The organism is Bradyrhizobium sp. SUTN9-2 (assembly GCF_003122645.1).
Lineage (GTDB): Bacteria > Pseudomonadota > Alphaproteobacteria > Rhizobiales > Xanthobacteraceae > Bradyrhizobium > Bradyrhizobium yuanmingense.
In genome coordinates, this window is sequence record NZ_LAXE01000001.1 from 2,422,027 (window position 1) to 2,440,456 (window position 18,430).

Annotated in this window: 15 protein-coding genes and 2 pseudogenes; 6 read left to right on the forward strand and 11 right to left on the reverse strand. The window is 57.9% G+C overall.

The window, feature by feature from the left end:
• From XF30_RS11200 to XF30_RS11215, 4 genes are all read right to left on the reverse strand, one after another.
• On the reverse strand, positions 1-882 hold an 882-nt coding region (locus XF30_RS11200), incomplete at its 3' end, for an AMP-binding protein (RefSeq protein ID WP_146207791.1).
• A gap of 453 nt (positions 883-1,335) precedes the next feature.
• On the reverse strand, positions 1,336-2,943 hold the full coding sequence (locus tag XF30_RS11205) for an acyl-CoA carboxylase subunit beta (RefSeq protein ID WP_109142712.1): 1,608 nt from the start codon (positions 2,941-2,943) through the stop codon (positions 1,336-1,338).
• Position 2,944: 1 nt separating this feature from the next.
• Complete coding sequence (locus XF30_RS11210; RefSeq protein WP_158284349.1) at positions 2,945-3,448, reverse strand: acyl-CoA carboxylase biotin carboxyl carrier protein subunit; 504 nt, start codon at positions 3,446-3,448, stop codon at positions 2,945-2,947.
• Between the two features lies 1 nt (position 3,449).
• Complete coding sequence (locus XF30_RS11215) at positions 3,450-4,925, reverse strand: acetyl-CoA carboxylase biotin carboxylase subunit (RefSeq protein ID WP_109142714.1); 1,476 nt, start codon at positions 4,923-4,925, stop codon at positions 3,450-3,452.
• A gap of 1,473 nt (positions 4,926-6,398) precedes the next feature.
• Between XF30_RS11215 and XF30_RS11225 the strand changes: the two genes are divergently transcribed.
• Positions 6,399-7,229 (forward strand): class I SAM-dependent methyltransferase, encoded by an 831-nt coding sequence (locus XF30_RS11225; RefSeq protein WP_502696161.1) that lies wholly within the window; start codon positions 6,399-6,401, stop codon positions 7,227-7,229.
• 949 nt (positions 7,230-8,178) lie between these two features.
• Positions 8,179-8,690 (forward strand): annotated as a pseudogene (locus XF30_RS11230) (YopT-type cysteine protease domain-containing protein).
• A gap of 540 nt (positions 8,691-9,230) precedes the next feature.
• Here XF30_RS11230 and XF30_RS11235 read toward each other — a convergent pair.
• Entirely contained in the window at positions 9,231-9,968 is a 738-nt protein-coding gene (locus XF30_RS11235) for an outer membrane protein (RefSeq protein WP_109142716.1), read from the reverse strand.
• Positions 9,969-10,311: 343 nt separating this feature from the next.
• Here XF30_RS11235 and XF30_RS39780 point away from each other — a divergent pair, with 343 nt between their 5' ends.
• Positions 10,312-10,446: a hypothetical protein gene (locus tag XF30_RS39780; RefSeq protein WP_283811130.1), complete on the forward strand. Its 135-nt coding sequence runs from the start codon at positions 10,312-10,314 to the stop codon at positions 10,444-10,446.
• 191 nt (positions 10,447-10,637) lie between these two features.
• Here XF30_RS39780 and XF30_RS11240 read toward each other — a convergent pair whose 3' ends face one another.
• The 3 genes from XF30_RS11240 to XF30_RS11250 form a co-directional block, all read right to left on the reverse strand.
• Complete coding sequence (locus XF30_RS11240) at positions 10,638-11,663, reverse strand: LLM class flavin-dependent oxidoreductase (RefSeq protein ID WP_109142717.1); 1,026 nt, start codon at positions 11,661-11,663, stop codon at positions 10,638-10,640.
• A 290-nt stretch (positions 11,664-11,953) separates the two neighbouring features.
• A complete protein-coding gene (hisC, locus tag XF30_RS11245) occupies positions 11,954-13,054 on the reverse strand; it encodes a histidinol-phosphate transaminase (RefSeq protein WP_109142718.1) in 1,101 nt (366 codons plus the stop codon).
• Between the two features lie 831 nt (positions 13,055-13,885).
• On the reverse strand, positions 13,886-14,167 hold the full coding sequence (locus tag XF30_RS11250) for a helix-turn-helix domain-containing protein (protein ID WP_109142719.1): 282 nt from the start codon (positions 14,165-14,167) through the stop codon (positions 13,886-13,888).
• A 626-nt stretch (positions 14,168-14,793) separates the two neighbouring features.
• On the opposite strand from XF30_RS11250, the gene XF30_RS11255 reads away from it, so the two are divergent.
• From XF30_RS11255 to XF30_RS11265, 3 genes are all read left to right on the forward strand, one after another.
• A complete protein-coding gene (locus tag XF30_RS11255) occupies positions 14,794-15,066 on the forward strand; it encodes a DNA -binding domain-containing protein (RefSeq protein ID WP_109142720.1) in 273 nt (90 codons plus the stop codon).
• Between the two features lie 166 nt (positions 15,067-15,232).
• Positions 15,233-15,427 (forward strand): transcriptional regulator domain-containing protein, encoded by a 195-nt coding sequence (locus tag XF30_RS39180; protein WP_109145667.1) that lies wholly within the window; start codon positions 15,233-15,235, stop codon positions 15,425-15,427.
• 46 nt (positions 15,428-15,473) lie between these two features.
• The gene (locus tag XF30_RS11265; RefSeq protein WP_109142721.1) at positions 15,474-16,013 is read left to right on the forward strand and encodes a DUF2285 domain-containing protein; all 540 of its coding nucleotides are present in this window, start codon (positions 15,474-15,476) and stop codon (positions 16,011-16,013) included.
• 258 nt (positions 16,014-16,271) lie between these two features.
• Here the strand turns inward: XF30_RS11265 and XF30_RS11270 are convergent, their stop codons facing one another.
• From XF30_RS11270 to XF30_RS38850, 3 genes and pseudogenes are all read right to left on the reverse strand, one after another.
• Positions 16,272-17,180, reverse strand: coding sequence for a LysR family transcriptional regulator (locus XF30_RS11270; protein ID WP_244608914.1), 909 nt, complete (start codon positions 17,178-17,180; stop codon positions 16,272-16,274).
• A 165-nt stretch (positions 17,181-17,345) separates the two neighbouring features.
• Positions 17,346-17,627 (reverse strand): helix-turn-helix domain-containing protein, encoded by a 282-nt coding sequence (locus XF30_RS11275; RefSeq protein ID WP_109142723.1) that lies wholly within the window; start codon positions 17,625-17,627, stop codon positions 17,346-17,348.
• Positions 17,628-18,201: 574 nt separating this feature from the next.
• A pseudogene (locus tag XF30_RS38850) lies at positions 18,202-18,430 on the reverse strand (phosphocholine cytidylyltransferase family protein); the annotation flags it as partial.

Sequence of the window (18,430 nt, forward strand, 5' to 3'; positions counted from 1 at the left end):
CGCTGTAACTCCTGTGATAACGGGCTGCGGCACCATGGTTGAACCGGTAGTGATTGCTTTTAGCGAGGCCAGGTCGGTCGTCGGCCACCGAGGATGATCGATCAGCGCTTGGACCATGGTCGGGACCAGCGCCGTCAGCGTAGGTCTATCCCGGTCAAATGCAGCAAGTGTCGTGTCCGGCGTAAACCGCTTGTGCAGCGTTATCGTCGCGCCGTGGTGCAATGCTGGCGACGTCTGAATGTTGAGGCCGCCGACATGGAATAGCGGCAACACAGTCAAGACGTGATCAGCTGAGGTGAGGCCGTGCATGTGCTGACTCATCACCCCGTTCCACAATAATGCCTCCTGGCGCAGGACGGCACCTTTCGGCCGGCCCGTAGTGCCTGATGTGTAGACAATCAGAAGCGGGCAGGACAGGCCTGCGCGGGCGTTGCGACCATCTCCCCGACCTGCTTCAAGCAGCTCATCCCAGCTGCTTCCGCAAGGTGGCGCGAAATCAAGGCCGACGACGGCGGTCGAGGGCAGTCTCTCCGCTAAAATCGATAGAATCGGCTCAAAAGCTTGCTCGAGCACCAGCACTTGAGCGCCAGCGTCACACAGAATGAAGAGTTGCTCGGTGACAGCCAACCGCCAGTTCAATGGCACGAGTATTGCTCCAAGCCGTGCGCAGGCATACAGCAGTACCAGATAGTCAGGCCGATTGAGGCTCAGGATCGCGACGCGATCACCTTTTTCAACGCGGAGCTGACTTTTGAGGGCGCGCGCCGCCAGCTCGACGCGCCTATTGAAGACTTGGTAGCTCAAGCTCGCGCCCTCGAAATGGATCGCAGGCTTGTCCGGAGCGAACGCCACGTTGCGCTCAATCAGTGTAGGAAGATCCATCATCAGTCATTCGCGGGTTCAGTTGCACCAGCTGTCGCCGGCGCCTCGGATAAAGATCTACTCAGTCGACGCGGCGGAGATGGCCATCGCATTCAAATAGAGTTGGACTCCGTAGTGCGTTGCCACAGGTGCACCGAAGATCTCTCTCAGTCCAGTCTTGTGGCGACTTCGAATAGACCGCGGCTTCTGCACGGGCGGGAAGACGAAACAAAGGGTGCGGTGTAGCCATTGCGGCTCCTACGGTGCAGCATCCACAAATCATCTCTTTCTCAGCCTACAAACTGACGCCACGCGAGTTTCAAGTCCTCAATGACTTCGCGGTGATTCGGTGTCCCCTTCAAGATCCGCAAGGCCCGTGAGCTGGTTTCTGGCGGCGGGAATAGTTGACCTGTTTGATGATGAGGAGATCTGGCGTGGGGCATCTCGCCCGGTGCGCGACCTTCGCTGGGAGCGTCACATTCGAAATACGCCATAATGCGGCGACGCAATCGGGCTGTTGAGCGATGCACTCAGAGCGATTGCAAGCGCGTTTCGAGTATCGACGGGATCAAGGATACCGTCATCCCACAATTCGGATGTCGCATAGTACGCGCTCGACCGCTCACGATATTCTTCCAGAATCGGTTGGCGAATGGCTGCCAACTCCTCCGTGGCGAGGTGGCCATTGTGCCGGGCCAGCTGTCTGGCCTTGACGTGTGTGAGTACGCCCGCCGCCTGCTCCGCGCCCATTGCCGAAATCTGCGACTGCGGCCAAGTAAACACAAAACGAGGATCGAAAGCGCGCCCCGCCATAGCGTAGGTGCCAGCTCCATGGGAGGCGTTGCAGATGATCGTGAATTTTGGCACAGATGCCCCGGAGACAGCCATGATCAGTTTGGCGCCGTCCTTGGTTATGCCACGCCTTTCGTAGTCGCGGCCGACCATAAAGCCGGTCGTATTCTGAAAGAAGAGCAGAGGCGTTCGAGACCTGTCACATAGTTGGATGAAGTGAGCGCCTTTCAGTGCGCTTTCGCCCAACAGCACTCCGTTGTTTGCGAGAATACCAACCTGATAGCCATACAGACGCGCGAAGCCGCATACAAGGGTCTCGCCATAACGTGGCTTATGTTCGTGGAACCGGCTGCCATCGACCAGGCGGGCAATGACCTCCCGCATGTCGAATTGCGTCCGGGGATCCCGCGGAACAATGCCGTAAAGTTCGGATGCACAATAAGCGGGCGGCTCCGGAGCGGCTCGATTGATCGAGGCCTTTACAGGATCGCTGAAGCGAGCGACGACGTCTCGAGCAAGTGCGATTGCATGCAGCTCCGAACTTGCAACATAGTCACCTGTTCCAGATACGCTGGTATGCAAATGTGCGCCGCCGAGTTCTTCGGCAGAAATCTCTGCGCCGGTGGCAGCCTTGACGACCGGAGGACCACCCAGAAAGATCGCGCCCGCGCCCTCAACAATGATATTGTAGTCGCAAAGCGCCGGGACGTATGCACCGCCGGCACTGCAATGGCCCATGACTATACCAACCTGCGGTATTCCCATCTTTGAGAGAATGGACTGATTGCGAAGGATCCGACCCGCGTGATAGCGATCAGCAAAGAACTCCGCCTGTAAGGGCAAGAACCCGCCGGCACAGTCGCATAAATGGACGACCGGCAGGCAATTCTCGATCGCGATGTCCAAGGCCCGCACAATCTTCTTGACCGATAGCGGATACCACGCCCCGCCTTTGACGCTAGCATCGTCTGCGTGAATAACGACCTCCCGGCCCGCGACAATGCCGATCCCAACGACTTGAGCGGCGCCGGGCACCTCACCGTTATAGGCTTTGTTCGCCGCCAGCGTCGAAAGCTCGAGGAACGGGGTGTCTGGATCAAGCAAAGCCTCGATCCGATCACGCACAAACAGCTTGTTTTGCCGCTTGAGGCGCTCAAGATCCCGTACCGGACGCGCGAATCGTGCGACCTGCTGACGCTCCTCCATTTCTTTTGCAAGTCGCCTGTTATGAAGTTCGTTGAGTCGATAGTCTTCCGATCTGACATCGACCAAAGACGAGAGCTGCTGCATTTCAGGACCGCTCCTCGATGAGCGTAACCAATACGGCATCCTGCTCAAAGCTTTCGCCTTGCTCGAAGTGAATGCGATCGACAATGCCATCTTGTGGAGAACGTATGACAGTCTCCAACTTCATACTTTCGATCGTCATCAGGGCCGTTCCCGCGCAAACGGACTGACCAGACGAAACACGGGTGACGACGACAACGCCCGGCATCGGCGCGCGAGCGACGGCTTGGCTTACCTCCTGCTTCAACGTCGCAAGCGTTCGCAGCGGGTCGCGGTAACGCAAACTGCGCGTTTCGCCGCTTATGTGCACGTGAACGGTTTCGCCATCGATCGCGAAGCGGACCGGCCGGCTTTCACTCGCAATCGTAACAAGGCCGTGGCCGTCGCCGCGATCGGAGAACGCGATAGGGGCAATCACCCTGTCATGCAAGCAGAGACGGTAGTTCTCTCGGTATCTGGACAGCCATAGCTGGTATTCGACTCCATCGACCTCAAAAGAATGATTCACGTTAGTTTCTCCAATTGCCCAGCGCCGCATGAAGGTCGGACACAGCATCCGCCGATTCGCGGACCGGTCCGGTCAGGAGGGCGCCTATTGCGAGGAAATCCGGTAGGTCGGCCAGGGGCTCGCCAGCAGCGATATGCGGATGTTCCTCAAGATACCCCGTATGAATTTGCCCATGGAGAAATCCGTCGTGCGCAAGGATCCGGGCAAGGAAGCTTGCGTTGGTTGCGCAACCGAGAAGCACCAATTCCCGCATCGCGCGATGCGCTTTTTGCGCAGCCTTAATACGCGTGGGCGAATGCACGATGATCTTGGCGAGCAAGGGGTCGAATGCCGTCGTAATCCTCTGACCCCGCGCAAGGCCACTGTCGACGCGTATACCGTCGCCATCGGGGTAATCGAGCACAAGGACCCTGCCTGTTGTTGGAGCGTATCCGCGCTCCGGCGCTTCGGCACACAGCCTGGCTTCGATTGCATGTCCTCTCGGCACGATGTCGGACTGTGCCAACCTCAGTGGATGGCCCGCAGCAATGTGGATCTGTTCGGCAACAAGATCGACGCCGGTGATCATTTCGGTCACGGGATGCTCAACTTGCAAACGCGTATTCATTTCCAGAAAATGAAACTCTTCTCCGCCAAGGATGAATTCGACCGTGCCTGCACCTTGATATTTGGCTGCACGGGCGATGCCGACGGCAGTATCGCAGATCCGTTGACGCAACGCAGACGATAGCCGCGGCGCGGGCGCCTCTTCGATAACCTTCTGAAACCGACGCTGGATTGAGCACTCGCGCTCGAACAGATGAGTAACGTTTCCGAAGGCGTCGCCCAGCACCTGGACTTCAATATGGCGCGGGTGTTCGATGTAACGTTCGACGTAGAGCCGGCCATCTGCGAAGTAGCGCTGCGCTTCGCTGCGTGCCTGCGCAATCGCGTCCTCCAGGAGGCCGATGTCGCGCACAATCTGCATGCCCTTGCCGCCCCCAGCCGCGGAAGGTTTGACGAGCAAAGGGGGACCCATGGCACGGGCTCTGCGGACGAAAGTTGCCGGATCATCGTCCTCAGTGGCGCAAGGAGCGACTGGAAACCCGTGCCGCTGAACGAAGCTGCGGGCCCGGATCTTGTCGCCCATCAGTTCGATGCTTTCGGGGGCAGGCCCGATGAACGTGATGCCGGCGCTTGTAATCGCCCTGGCAAACTCAGCGTTTTCCGACAGAAATCCATAACCTGGGTGCAGTGCACAAGCATTCGCTTTTCGGGCGGCAGCGACGATCTGCCCAATGTCGAGATAGGCAGCAATCGGCGTGCGTCCGTCGATCGCGATGGCCGTATCGGCCATAGCGACAGCAAGCGTGCCCGCATCAATGTCGTGGTAGACGATCGCGGCACGAAGCCCCAACTTGCGAAGGGTCTTGATGATTCGAACGGCGATCTCCCCCCGATTGGCGATCAGGACGGTATCAAAAGGCAGATCATGCATTCCGGTATCTTCAGCTATTTAGTGTGAGCGGCAACAGACGTTGAGAGAGGCGCGGCGGATCGTCCTGCCAGCCCGGTGTGACGCATCACAACCGTTGATCAGATCGGTCAGAGGCGGCGCCACCCTTAGCGACAGGGAAATGATCCGGCGAAACCAGATGTCGCGAAGACCTCATCTTTGGCCCCCATCCCTTGCGGGGGCATCTCGGACTGGGATGAACTTGCGACACTGTACGCTCAAGCGTTGGGTATTGGATTTGAGGCAGGCCGCGACAGCGTCCTCATCAGGTATGTGAGCGCCGCAGAGGCGAAACGCATCCGGTGTGCACGCCTGTCGCGCCTCCGCTGGGGCCGGCCGATCGCGCGCACCTGCACTTCCGCAGCACAGAGCCGTCGTAATCGCAAGGCCAAAAAGAATGATTGTATAATGATGCGCTTTGGGGCGCGACGGCTCGTTGGTTCGCTGCTTGTGCTTCACGTCTATCCTCTCTCGGTGATCTACGATATTGTTCATGCCGCACGTGATAAGCCCGCAGTCCAGACATCGGCGGAACAATTCGAGCGATCGTATACTGCAGCGCTCACTCCAGAGCGCTTGATCCAGCAATGTCTGTCGGCGATGGTCTTGAAGCTGCGGCGTCAGTATCGGGGGCTCTCAGCAACGGCACCAGTGCGCAAGATGCGCCGACGTCGTGCTTGATCCCGCGAATAGTTGGCGTGGTTCGGATGGGGCGTCGTCGCATCGGACATCGCGATGGGCGAGCTTGCGACAAGTTCCGCCATGATGCGCGAATGGTTGCCTGCGCTCTCGGAAGACTGAGACACCCGAGCGGACGGCAGACCGGCTGTCCGAGCATGATGACCGCTTGGCTTTCTGGGAAGTGATCGGGCATCAGAACGGAGCATCGCGATACAGGTTCGACATTCTGAGAGGTTCACCAGTCTCATCACGCGTCAAGAAGTAACCCACGGTCGGACGTGATCCGCCGCTGACCCGTATGATGATACAAACTCCCGTTACGTGCGGTTCAAGCCCCTTTTGAGCCGCTCGTCAGAATCCGTCGAGAGCGTTACGCCGTCAGAAGCATCTGGGACGAACAAAGGCGCGCGCCCAATACTCGAGGCGGTCCGCATTTGGACACCCTCACCACCCCGCGTCTTCACCCAGCCTCGATATCCAGCATCGGCATCCACGCGACAAGCTGCAGGCCTCAAGCAGGGAGAACGACTGGCCATTCACGAAATGGGGGTTAGACAGAGAGTAAAGCGCTGTAAGGTTCATATATCGGCCAAGATTTGCAGTAAGAGCCTCCCGGCCAAGGCAAGAGCCTTGGGCTTGCGTGCAAATTGAACGTGGAGACCTGGGTTGCGAGCAGATTTTTCGCGCATCAATCGGGATAAAGCTGTCTTCGATGACATTTATGCTTTGGATGATCCAAGAGCGTATTTCTCCGTTCTTGGAGCCTTAGATTATATGATCCCAGATGTGGCTGAGCCGATCGTGCGTCAGATTCTGGCCGCGAAAGCGTCTGCAACGGGCGTTAAGCCGATCGTGCTTGATGTCGGCTGCTCTTACGGCATCAACGCGGCGGTGCATCGTTTTCCATTGACCTTCAGCGGCCTGCGCCACCGCTATGCCCGGCGCGAGATGAGGGCAATCGGTTCCGAGGCACTGATGGGTCTCGACCGCAATTTTTACTCGGCTTGGCCTGATGTTGGTCTTGCACGATTTATCGGCCTCGATGTATCGGCTCCGGCAATCCGCTATGCAACAACCGTTGGCCTGCTTGAGCAGGGTATTGTCGCCGACCTTGAAAAAGAACCGCTTTCGACAGAAAGCGCGCGTGTTCTTTGTTCCACCGATGTTATCATGTCGACGGGCTGCATCGGTTACGTGACTGAAAAGACGTTCAGCAAAATTCTCGATGCGACACAGAAGCATCCATGGGTCATCTCGTTCGTGTTGCGGATGTTCCCGTATGAGTCCCTGGCTGCGACGTTCGCGAAATGTGGCCTTGTGACGGAACGCCTGACCGGTGCGACATTTATTCAGCGGCGGTTTCGCGATGCTGAGGAATTTGAGAGGACGTTGACCACTTTGGCAGCTCTTGGCATCGATGCAACCGGACTGGAATCGGAAGGTCTGTTCCACGCCGACCTGATCTTGTCACGCCCTGAATCGGATGCACGCGTTGCTCCGCTGGAGGACATCGTCACTGTCGCCAGCGGTCGAGGTCGGCCAATTGGACCACGTTACGTTCACGTTGCAGGTCACGAGGGTTTGCAGGTCGCACTGGAGCCGTGAGAGGTGTTTTTGAAGATAGCCCCGCGTGCGTCCCGTAAGGGCGTACCGAAGTAGATCATGCTCTCAACCTTTCGGTGTTGGAGCATGATGAGACGGGCTGTAGGGCGGGTCTGCGCTGACCAGCAGGCGGGCGTCGGACGACAGCGTGCTTCTCAGGCTGATCGCATCCTAGAGCCAGCGACGCTGACCAAGCCCAACGCCCTGGGGAGCGCCGTGAGCGGGATGTCGCGAATTCCATCGAGACGTCGCTCTCTTCATCAACTTATCGCTGGCGCGCGGTTGCGATAATTCGTTTCCGTGAGGATCGTCGATCAAGCAGGATCCAAACTTGAGGGAGGAATCCGGATGACGCGAAGGGCAGTCATGAGCTTGCTGCGCTTGCCTGAAAGAGCCTGTCACGGCACGGCCACGCCGCGCGATTGCTTGTCTCTTTTATCAGCCGGAACGGCGGGGAGCACGAATTGAAGGCGAAACCATTATCCGACCCACAGTTCGTACGGACCGGAGCTATCGCCTCCATTCGCTCCAGCTGCGCACGAGCGTCAGCTTGTAGTCAGCTCGACTGATCATCTTCGCGGCATGTCATTGGCGCGCTCACTGCGTAACGTACGACTGAAGCGATAGGCGAAACTCCATGCATATTCAAGCCAGCGTCTCATCGACAGGTACTCATCAGGGGGGGAAGCGAGCAGCTCGATGAACGATGGTAACTTCGTGGGAAGACTTGCGGTTCTAGCAGTTCATGGCAATTTGTCATCTGACGGTGCGTGCGACAAAATGGGGCTTTGCTGCAGGATACCACATACCTGATGCGCATAGTCCTACTCCAGGCTCCTTCTCGGCCCCATCCTCTTCGTCGCCCGGGGCCCAGCCCATCTTCTTTAGAGGACCGGTCATTCCCCTTTTCGAATACCAGACTGCCGAATTGCGCGGCGCAAATGTGGACGGCATGTGCGCTGGTCTGGCGGCAGAGTGGCTCTTCAATCTTCCGAGCAGTCCGCGATCCCGAATGAGCGCGCTTCAGCCGGGTTCGCAAGCTCACGCCTCAGCAGCGATGCGGCGACAGCGGTATGAAGAACTCAGGAATCAATTGCAAAATCCGGCCGAGGAGTTTCAGCCAAAGGACATGTATTGCAGGAAGCAGGCTTGCAACCATCCGCGCGACGCCGACGATACGAATTTGGCAGGTCCTCGGATATCGCCAGGATCGTGGATGAAATCGCCGAAGACCCATCTATCTATTTGCTCAGCTTGCGCTTCGCCGATGGACACGCACGCCTGGTCGCAACGTCCACCTCGAATGGAACGACCACTCTCTTCGATCCAACCATGGAGAATTCGCGGTCACATCGACCGCATGAGCCACGTGCTCGTAAGTCTCGCCAAAAGTTTCAGCGACAACAACGGCCATCCTGTCGTGACGGTCGTCACGCAGAGAATGAGCTGAAGGCAGAGCGCTGACTGCCGGCGGAGAGCGCCTTATCGGAACGCGCGGCGAGTTGCTTGCTGCGCCCTAACGCGATGATAAAGCCGGCAACTGCCGAGCTCGAATCCCGCAAACGATCTCGCGCGTCTGGAATGCAGAGTCGACTGTCCCCACGCACGGAGCCAGTCTCGGCCCACTCTCGGAGAAGTCGTTGCACCTTTGCGCCGGGCCAAGGCTGATGGCAAGAGCGCAATTCTCACAGTCGCCTTGAGCGCTCACAAACTGAAGCCGACTGTTGCGGTCAAGATACGACATGCCGTCAGCGAGGTCTGATGTCAATGCTAACGAGTCCGAGCGTATTCGTCGGCACAGCGAAGGCCGTTGGCGCCGGACGGCACGTTACATCCAGTCGAGCAGGTCAAGATGGATGCCTCGGACAGCCATGATCTGCAGTTGCCAGTACAACGGCAGATTCGAGAAGATCTAGACTAGATCGCCTCGTGCGTCACCGGGATCGCCAAAAAAAAGCCCCGGCCTGGGCCGGGGCTCTCGATCCATCGCTTTACGCGATAGGATCAATACTTCAGAACGACCGGGCCCCAGAATTTGTAGTTGAGCCGGGCAGTCAGCAGGTCGAAATCCTGCCGGATGCGATCGCTACCGGCCGCGCCAGCGGCGGTGGTGAAGTTCACGTTAGCGTCTTGCCGGAATATGTGGTCGTACTCCAGGCCGACCGACCAATTCGGCGCGAAGCCGAGTTCGATGCCCGCACCGACCACGCCGCCCCAGCGGGTCTTGTCCGTGCTCGCCAGTTGTGCGCCGGTGAGGGAGTTGATCTCATAGGTGTTTCCGGTCACCGCGGCACCGCCCTTGGCATAGAGCAATACATTGTTGATGGCGTACCCGACTTGGCCTGTAAGCAGGCCGAACGAGTCGGTCTTGGTCCGGTTGATGTTCGCCGGGAAGGCGGTGCTGACATTGGAACCGCTGAAATCGGCCCAATTGCCCTGGCCTTCAACACCGAACACCACTTGGCCCATCTGCCAGCGATAGCCGAACTGCCCACCAAGGGTTCCGCCGCTCGCATCATGTGAGCCCTCGGGCGTGATACCTGTAAAGTCCCAAGAGCTATGGGTTGAACCCCAGCCGCCATTGGCACCGATATAAAAACCGCTCCAGTCATAGATTTGCGCAGCTACCGGTATCGGCGTTGCCTTGGTGTAGACGGGTTGCTGAGCGAGATCGGCGGCGAATACGGGCCCTGCCCCGATAGACGCGACGATGCCAGCAGTCACAAGCAACAACTTCTTCATTTCGAATACGCTCCTTCACATGTCCCCTGCGCCGCACGCCTCTTAACAGTGCTGTCTCAAATTGCTGTAGCTGTCGCGCAACATACTCTCTTCCAAGAGCGCTTTAACCTAACGCCGCGTCAGGTCGCGGGCGCTCAAATCATGATCAAACCGACCCAACACGCAATGGTCGATCGTATCGACGCAGGTCCGAGCGCGTCAAACATGGAAATGCATAAGCAGTTGAGCGCCAATCATTCACCGTGATCATTGCGGATCACGTCACGGACCTAAATGAGTCCATTGTTTTGATCGATCAAGACGGCGTTCGCTTCGTTGCGACCACGAGTCCGTCACGCTTGTCGTGATCACCAAGCAGCTGACCACATCCGCCCGGACCTTCCTCGGCGGCGGACGCTGTCGCCGCTATCTCGCGATCGAGGAGGGGACGATAGGCGCGCGCGCCTATATGCACGACGTGCCCAACGGTTCGACGTAAATCAACCGATATGGCGGCTCGACCGCTTCCTCAACGAAATGACAGGAGTTTCCGTGCGAGCATTCTGAAGTGTCTGACGAAGAAGCGCTGGGCCGCGCCCAACTCGGCGAAGGTAGATGCCCCAGTCATCGCGCTGCATGAGCCGCCGCTAAGCAGAACGATGTGCTCCTGCGAAAATGACGATGTAGGACTCAGGTCCGGCCGAGCAGTTCGGATTGGATGATCCTGGCTGCATATAGCGAGGCATCTAGGGGCAAATCACCGAAGGCGAGCTGACAAAGCAGGTAATTTGCGCCGGCTTCGTCCACTTGATTGAGCAGAACGCGCCGGACGGACGCTGGCGTTCCGACCACGCACAATTCGCTCTCGATGGCTGCATCGAATGTCAGCGGAAGGGGCTTTGGCGTCGGGATACAATTGAGCTCGTAGAGAAATTTGAAGCTCCGAAGCCATCGCTCGTAAGCGGATCGGGCTAGGGAATACGCATCCGCCTCGGATCGCCCAATTACGATCATGCGAAGCAATCCGACATATGGCTCACGACCAGAACAACTGGAACTGCGCTCTCGATGTGTGTGGTAGGCATCGGTAACTTTGCGCACAACGGCGGCCGGCCCCATGCAGGCGAGGTTTGCGCCATTGCCTGCGGCCCAGATGGCCGTGTCGGGGCGATTGGTTGTCACCCATATGGGGGGGCATGGACGCTGTTGAGGAGTTAAAGTCAGGGGAACCTGGTTCAGCTGGAAGTGCCGACCTTGGTAGGACAAGACCCCACCCTTCATGGCGTTCAGGAGAATCTCGTTGGCTTCCTCATACCGGCTCGGCGCCGATTCATCCGAAATTCCAAAGTAATTCAGCTCGATTGGGAGAGTACCCCGTCCGAAGCCCAGCTCCAGCCTGCCGCCGCTCAATTGATCGAGCATGCAGATTTCCTCAAATGCGCGTAGCGGATGATAGGAATTGAGCAGCATGACCAATGGGCCGAGACGAAGGTGTCGCGTACGCTGCGCGACACTCGACAGGAAAAGATTTGGCGAGGGGCTCCTTCCATGCGGCGTGCAATGATGCTCGGCTAGGTGATACGCATGGAAGCCGAGGCTATCGTAGGCCTCCGCCAAGACAAGGCGATCTTCGTATTGACGACCGAGATCGCGGCTGTCGTCGTCCAGGTGATCGAAAATGCCGCAAGTGAGTTTTGACGAAGGCTGGTGTGTCATCGGAAAAATCCATGGTTGGGCCGGGCTACGTAATCGTTTTCTGGAGGTTCAAGGAACGGACCGCTAGCGCCGCATCTCGTGACTGTCGGGTCCGGTCCTCTCTCGGTACCTATGGCGCCGATTGCGCGACATCGTGGTGATGCGTCGCAGGATCCGCAGGGGAAGCGATTGTTTTGGCGACCGCTTGGCCCTCAGCTGCATGGGGTGTCTGCTTTCGCACGATGCGCTGTCGCGGCCTTCTCGTTCCACTAGCGGTATGGTGAAGCGAGCGCACATCGGCGAGCGGCTGGCTATTCATCACTTTTGGTGCGCTCTGAGATTGCGGCTACCGCTGTCAAGAACAGGTCCATTTGCTCCTTTGTGCCGATGCTGATGCGAATGCAGTTTTCCAGACCGTCATCTGCAAAGACAGCAACGAGTATGCCGTCTCTTTCCAGCGCGGCATGCCACCACCTGCCGTCATGTCCCTTCGGCACCCGCGCCAGCAAGAAATTGGTATGAGAAGGCGCTACACCGAATCCGAATTGACGCAATTGGGTCGCAACTCGCTCTCTTTCGCGCTTGATATGCCTATGGTTCTCCTCGTAGGCCGCGCGATGTGAAAGGATGCTGATTCCGACCGCTTGCCCTATGATGTTCATGTTGAACACGTTCTGGATGTTTCGCAGCCGTCCAATAATCTCTGGGTGACCAAGGCCGAAGCCGATGCGAATGCCCGCGGCCGCATAGCTCTTTGACAAAGTCCTCAAGAGCAGAAGATTGGGATAACGGCGGACGAGTCTCAGACCGTTATCCGGTGCGAAGTCGACATAGGCCTCATCCAGCACGATTAAGCGATCAGACTGCGCAACAAGGCGTTCGACATCGGCGATAGGGACGAACGACCCGGTTGGGTTATTGGGATTGGCCAGCAAGATGAACTTGGCGTCCTTTGCCGGACCGAGGAGCAACTGGTCAAGCGGAGTCGAATGCGAGTCGCTGCACGATACTTCGAGAAGCTTGACGCTCTGCAGCAGAGCAAGCTTGCGATTGAACGAGAATCCAGGAGACATCATTGCGACGCTGTCGCCCGGTCCAAGGAACGCCCTGTAGATCAGGGCGAGAAGCTCCGACGAGCCGTTGCCGGCGATCACATGGTCCTTTGAGAGGCCGTAGGCATCAGCGGCGGCTTCTCTCAAGCCGATGTTGTCGTCTTCCGGATACAAATACTGACGCTCGAGCGCCGAGATCGCACTTCGCCATACCATTGTTGGTAGTGGAAATGGGTTCTCATTGGTGTTTAGTTTCACGTAACGTGCATCTGGCGCCCGCCGACCGTGCGATTGAACGCCTAGCTCTTTGGCCGGCTGCACAAGAGAAGAGAGCACAGTTTGCAGTTTTACATCGATCATGTCCTTTTCCCTCTTGATGCGCAGAGGACGGTTGCCATCGAGAGTGCGCAAGTCGTTCCAGCAGCAGTCCGTTTCGCGGACGCGGCGTGGCGCAACCTGGAGCGTTGGCGGTGCGCGAGCCGAAAGTCGGCGGTTGAAGTACAGCCCATTGCTCGTAGGACCTGGTCGTGGCGGGTGACGTTGCGAGCGCTTTTGGCGATCTCAGCGCGACTGCGTGCAGCGGTGCGGAGTTGCCATGCCAAGCTTTCCAGACGGAAGCCGCGAGCCTTGGCCTAGAAGTCGGTACATAGATAGCGTCATACGATGCTCCCCGGTGAGGCACTGGCCCTGCGACGGCCTTTCCAAAGCTCGCGGCGGCTTGTTTCTCGAACCTACAATTTGACGCTACGTGCGAATCAAGTCCTGTCGACGTGCTATGCCGGGCGGCTCGCCGAGCTTGAACTATCGACCGGGTTGGCAGGAGAACACGCGTTAGTGTCGCGCGTTCAATATGCGGGCGATGGATTCCAGGTGATTCCGGAGATTGCTCCGAGCGGGCTCAAGGAGTTCACGGAGTTCGTTGTTCCAGAATTGGGCCGACGCGGCAAGTTTAGGTCGGCAAGCTCCGGGCGCATTCTTGGAGAAAGCGTCGGGCTCAAGCGGCTAGTCAATCGACTTACGCGAGCGGCGTAAGAGCTCATCTGGAAGATGTTCTGGCTTACCTGGAATAGATCGCGCGGACCGCTGTTTTGCAGCCAGAGGTCGGAACGGCGGCCGTAGACTCAAAGGGGCCCGTGAGCCGCTCCGGCTAACACGCCCCGTCGTGAGCGACAAACATGGCTTTCTCGATGATTACGCCTTGTTCCGACTCGGGTGGGCTGGCTTGCGTCCTCTAGACATTGGTTTGGGAGGTGCCGCACCCTTGGCTGGCTCAGCGAACAATTCGGACAAGTGAATACCCAAGGTCATGGCGATACGGTCCAGGAGATCAATGCTCGGGTTCTCTTTCTGCTGCTCAATGCCACCCAAATACGAGCGGTCGATCCCAGCATCATAAGCCAATCGCTCTTGCGGAATGCCGCGATCTACACGGATCCGGCGCACATTCCAGGCCACAAGCGCACGAGCGTTCATGCGCAAAGGCAGCCATTCTGACGGCTATGAAACCACTGGTTATAACCGAGCTATTCCGATAAGCTGCCAGTTGGCTCTCGGTTGACTTTTGCTTTAACGCAGCAGGTCACCGTGAGACGCAGATGTCCTGGAGTTTGTCTTCTCAATGCCGTTGGCGCATCACAAGCGACCTCCCGGCGCGACAGCTCGCTACTGGCGGGACAGCAAAATGACCCCAGAGGTTCCGGCGGCTTTTTGCGAGCGCCGCGACCGAATAGGACAACCGTTCCGCGGGAGCCTGAAAAGTGAACGAATTGTTTTCACGTGGCTGCCCTTTGGGCTGCGGCCGTCACCAGCCGGCGGGTAAACAACCGGCCTCCACTCCGTTGCCCGTAGGGCGAAGAGGCAAGGGCACCCTGAGCTGTGTGGCAAGTTTGCAATCAGCCACCGTATGGATTGCAAGCAGATTCAGCGCGCCGATGAAAGGCAGATGCACAGAATGGAGCTGTCCCATATGCGTTCGCGGCTATGGGTCCGGTCCAAAAGACAAGGGGCCGCGACATTTCGAGCGGTACCAAAATGGCCCTAAGTTCGGTATCGTTGCTCGGATTTCGCTAGAATTTTCAGTTCGGTAGGAGTTTCAGTCAGTGCCGGCCGACCCGAAGATCGCAGAATTGGCTCCCAGCGCGCCCGAGCTCACGTCATATGACAAGGAGCACGCCGTCACCTACATGCGACTTCTCGATGCCGACGCTGACAAGGCAGATTGGACCGAAATCGCGCGCGTTGTGCTTGGGCTTGACCCGACCCTTGAACCGGATCGTGCGCGACGCACTTTCGAAAGTCATCTGACGCGGGCCAGGTGGATAGCAGGCCACGGCTATCGTGATCTGCTGCGTGGCGGTTGGCCAAAACAATGAACGCCGCCGCTCTCAGGATCGGGGGGAATTTCTAGCGATCGCAAAATTCGATCATTCCATCGATTAAGTGCGTCCAGGGCGGGTACGCGCTGCGTCCGAGCCGGAAAGTGCCACAATCATCGAGTGCACTTCCTCGCGTATGAAATCTTGCGGGGAAATCGCGACAATGCCACGTACTGACTGGAGATCTGAGGAAGCATACAGCAACCTCAAGAAGGCAGAAGCTGCCGACGTGGCCTGGGAATGGCTGCGCCGAGATCCCGATTACCAAGAGGACTATAGACGCTTGTCTCGCCGCCAACGATCCAGCGCAGCCACGGAGCATTTGCGAGGAAAGTGGGGGCTCTCGTTTTCCAGCTGATCCGCAAAACGCATTCGACAAGCAGGCTGTCTTCTGGGCACCTGAAGTGCTGGCGACCGTCCTACCTGTGCGGGCGGCCAAATGCGTGGGGCCCAAAAGCTACCAGATCGATTTCGGCAATCTGCCGGGCAGTGACGTTCGTCGCGCGCCGGATGGCTGGCATGCCATCGTGCCACTCGGAGGCGCGAAGCATCGCCTTTGGCTGAAGAGCCTTCCGGCGAGCGGGTGTGTTGTCGCGGTCGATCTGCTGCTCGACGCGGATTTCGAGCTTCGCTTGCAGGCCGCACGTCGATTTTGGCTCGCCCTTGAGCATCGGCCGCTCGGAACGCCTCCTCTTGATTTGCCAGCTTTGAAGCGGCGTGACCTTATCCTCGCGCTGCGCGCACTGGATGGATGGCAGGAAGGAAATAACTATCGCCAAATCGCGCAAGGTCTGTTTGGAAGCCACCGTATTGCCGAGCGGGGCTGGAAAACAAGCGACCTGCGCAGCCGAACCATTCGACTGGTTAAGCTGGGGCGGCGCCTCATGCGCCTTCGCTGCCGCGCATTGCTCCACAAAGGCCGACGCAGGAATGACAGTTCATGAGCTCTCGGGCAATCAATGACCTACGTTCTGCTTAGCCAATTCTTCTGGCATCGGCACGATCGCGGAGAGGAGATCTTTGCGTTCCGATCTCTCACTCTGTCCCTTGTCGTCGGGGTGGCTGCAGCGAAGAGATAATCCTGGTGAGAAGAAGGACCCCGCCCCTTGTTCGGATTGTCTTTCTGGTTGACGGCTCTCGATATGAATGGGGGGCGGTAAAGCGATCTGGCGCAGAGTCATCGAGGAGACCTGGAGAGCCTTTCAGGTAGCCTGAGCTAGCGTTGCCTTCTTGCAAAGGCGAGCAACCCATCGGCAAAAAGAACGAGCGATCTCGGGATGCTCGCTGCGATCCACTGCATAGGCGCGATATTGCATGCCACTTGGAGCGCGTGAGCCGGGAATAATTTGCAAAGCGCCCCCTCGCACCAGATCACTGACGATGATTTCTGGTGCGACAAGAAGGCATTTTCCTGTCATGACCGCCGGCAGAGCGAGATAGTTGTGATCATAGCGCGCCCCCGCTCGGATGTCGTTTGAGGACAGGTTCATCGCCCTCAGCCAGGTCGGCAGAATGTCGGGACGAGATGTGATGTTCAGTATCGGCGTCGATCGAACGATCGAGAGCTCTCTGCCCGCGACCAGATTTGGCGGCCCCACGCATACCAGCTCCTCATTGTAGATCTCCCAACTATCGGCAGGTTCGATGACGGAAAGGTCGCGTGTAATCAATATGTCGTAGTCATCAGAAGATGTCGGCGCCGATAGCGAGCTGACGACATCCACGATGACACCGCCCGCTTCAGCAGAGAACGCTTGCAGGTTTGGAATCAGAAGCGAAGAGGCAAAAGTCGACAGTGATGTGCGAATGACAATCCGATTGGCGCCCGCGGCCGCCCGCCGCCGCATTCTCTTGGCGGTGAAGCCGACTGTCTCGAGCGGTTCAGAGACCGCGTTAGCAAATAATCTTCCGAACTCGGTCAAATGACTGCGGCGGCCGCGCCGCTCGATGAGGTCAGCACCGAGATAGTCCCGCAGGACGGACAAATAGCGGCTGACGGAGCTCTGCGTCGTTCCCAAGCTGCTGGCGGCGCGCGTAACGCTGCCTTCGCGCGCGACGATCACAAAAGCGCGGATGGCGTTTAGAGGAACTTCTTCGTCTTGAGCCGCCATTGTCTGCTCCGGCGCTGGATTGAACATCCATCACATTATTCGATGTCTTTAACGGGATTACCGCGAATCAAGGCTCGGCTGCGCACAAAATCCGCGTGGGAGCGCTTTCATAATTTGGCAGTACCACACAGATCGGCGGCCCGCGGCTTGGCCCCTTCGGGGGGACTAGGTCCTCTTGCGGCGTGCCGCCTTGGGCTTGCGACCTTTAGGTAAGGTGGCGGGCGGCGGCGCACCCTTGGTTGGCCGAATAAACAGCTCGGAGACAGTAACGCCGAGCGTCTCGGCAAGGCGATCGAGAAGGTCGACTGTCGGGTTCGCCTGTTGGCGCTCAAGTCCGCTCATATAGGAGCGATCAACACCTGCATCGTAGGCCAATTGCTCTTGCGGAATACCGCGCTCAACGCGGATTCGGCGCACATTGTAAGCCACAAGCGCACGAGCTCTCATGCGCGAAGGCAGCCATTTCGATGGTCATCAAACCACTGGCTATAACCGACATAAAAAGATCACAAATTTCGATGCTTCCAATCGAACTATTCGATGCATGTCACCAAATCGTAGTTTTCCCGACGCTATTGGGCGGCCCACACCAACGCTGGCATATCGGTCGTTAATCGATTGTGGCGGCGCAGGTCTTGCCCGCGCCGACCGCAGCTAGGTCGTTCCGCTGGCTGGCCAGTCGTTCGATTTTGCTACCCATTTACGGGAACGGCCTCGAGCCATATGCACAGATGCGGACCCAGAGGGCGCCCATGGCCCTCCATTCGAATAAAGTTGCAACGACCGATAAATGAGCCGGCCCAACCGAAAACCCGTCGAGGCTCTCTGCCATCTAGGCAAAATTTGGGTGGTCATTTTTGTGTGAGCTGCCACTGGCCGTCGAGGTGGTTGGATAGGACCGCCCATCGCTTTCAAGTTCAAGCCGATCGGAAAGCGCAAGAAACAGATTGACGGACGAAAAGAACAAGGCCGCCAGTCATTATGGCGTTCGCAGGCTCTCAGAGGTATTTGAGCATCGAAATCACCCATTGCGAAGCATGCCTCGATCTTGTGCGCCCCTGAAAAGTCGCTCTGCGACTTGCAGATCTTCGGTCGTGTCAATTTCGTACCATCTGACATGGTCGCACCGCGTAGTGGCAAGCTGCAGGCCGCGCAGGTCAATAAGATACGAAAGAAGTTCTTCGATGTAGGCCTGGGTCGCGCCGGATCCCATGATTTGGTCCAGCGCTGGAATAATCGTCTCCTTGAGT

Coding starts and splice junctions, on each gene's coding strand:
- XF30_RS11205 (WP_109142712.1), bottom strand. CDS start 2,943: ATGCAGCAGCTCTCGTCTTTGGTCGATGTCAGATCGGAAGACTATCGA.
- XF30_RS11215 (WP_109142714.1), bottom strand. CDS start 4,925: ATGCATGATCTGCCTTTTGATACCGTCCTGATCGCCAATCGGGGGGAG.
- XF30_RS11225 (WP_502696161.1), top strand. CDS start 6,399: ATGATCCCAGATGTGGCTGAGCCGATCGTGCGTCAGATTCTGGCCGCG.
- XF30_RS11235 (WP_109142716.1), bottom strand. CDS start 9,968: ATGAAGAAGTTGTTGCTTGTGACTGCTGGCATCGTCGCGTCTATCGGG.
- XF30_RS11240 (WP_109142717.1), bottom strand. CDS start 11,663: ATGACACACCAGCCTTCGTCAAAACTCACTTGCGGCATTTTCGATCAC.
- hisC (WP_109142718.1), bottom strand. CDS start 13,054: ATGATCGATGTAAAACTGCAAACTGTGCTCTCTTCTCTTGTGCAGCCG.
- XF30_RS11250 (WP_109142719.1), bottom strand. CDS start 14,167: ATGAACGCTCGTGCGCTTGTGGCCTGGAATGTGCGCCGGATCCGTGTA.
- XF30_RS39180 (WP_109145667.1), top strand. CDS start 15,233: ATGCCACGTACTGACTGGAGATCTGAGGAAGCATACAGCAACCTCAAG.
- XF30_RS11270 (WP_244608914.1), bottom strand. CDS start 17,180: ATGGCGGCTCAAGACGAAGAAGTTCCTCTAAACGCCATCCGCGCTTTT.
- XF30_RS11275 (WP_109142723.1), bottom strand. CDS start 17,627: ATGAGAGCTCGTGCGCTTGTGGCTTACAATGTGCGCCGAATCCGCGTT.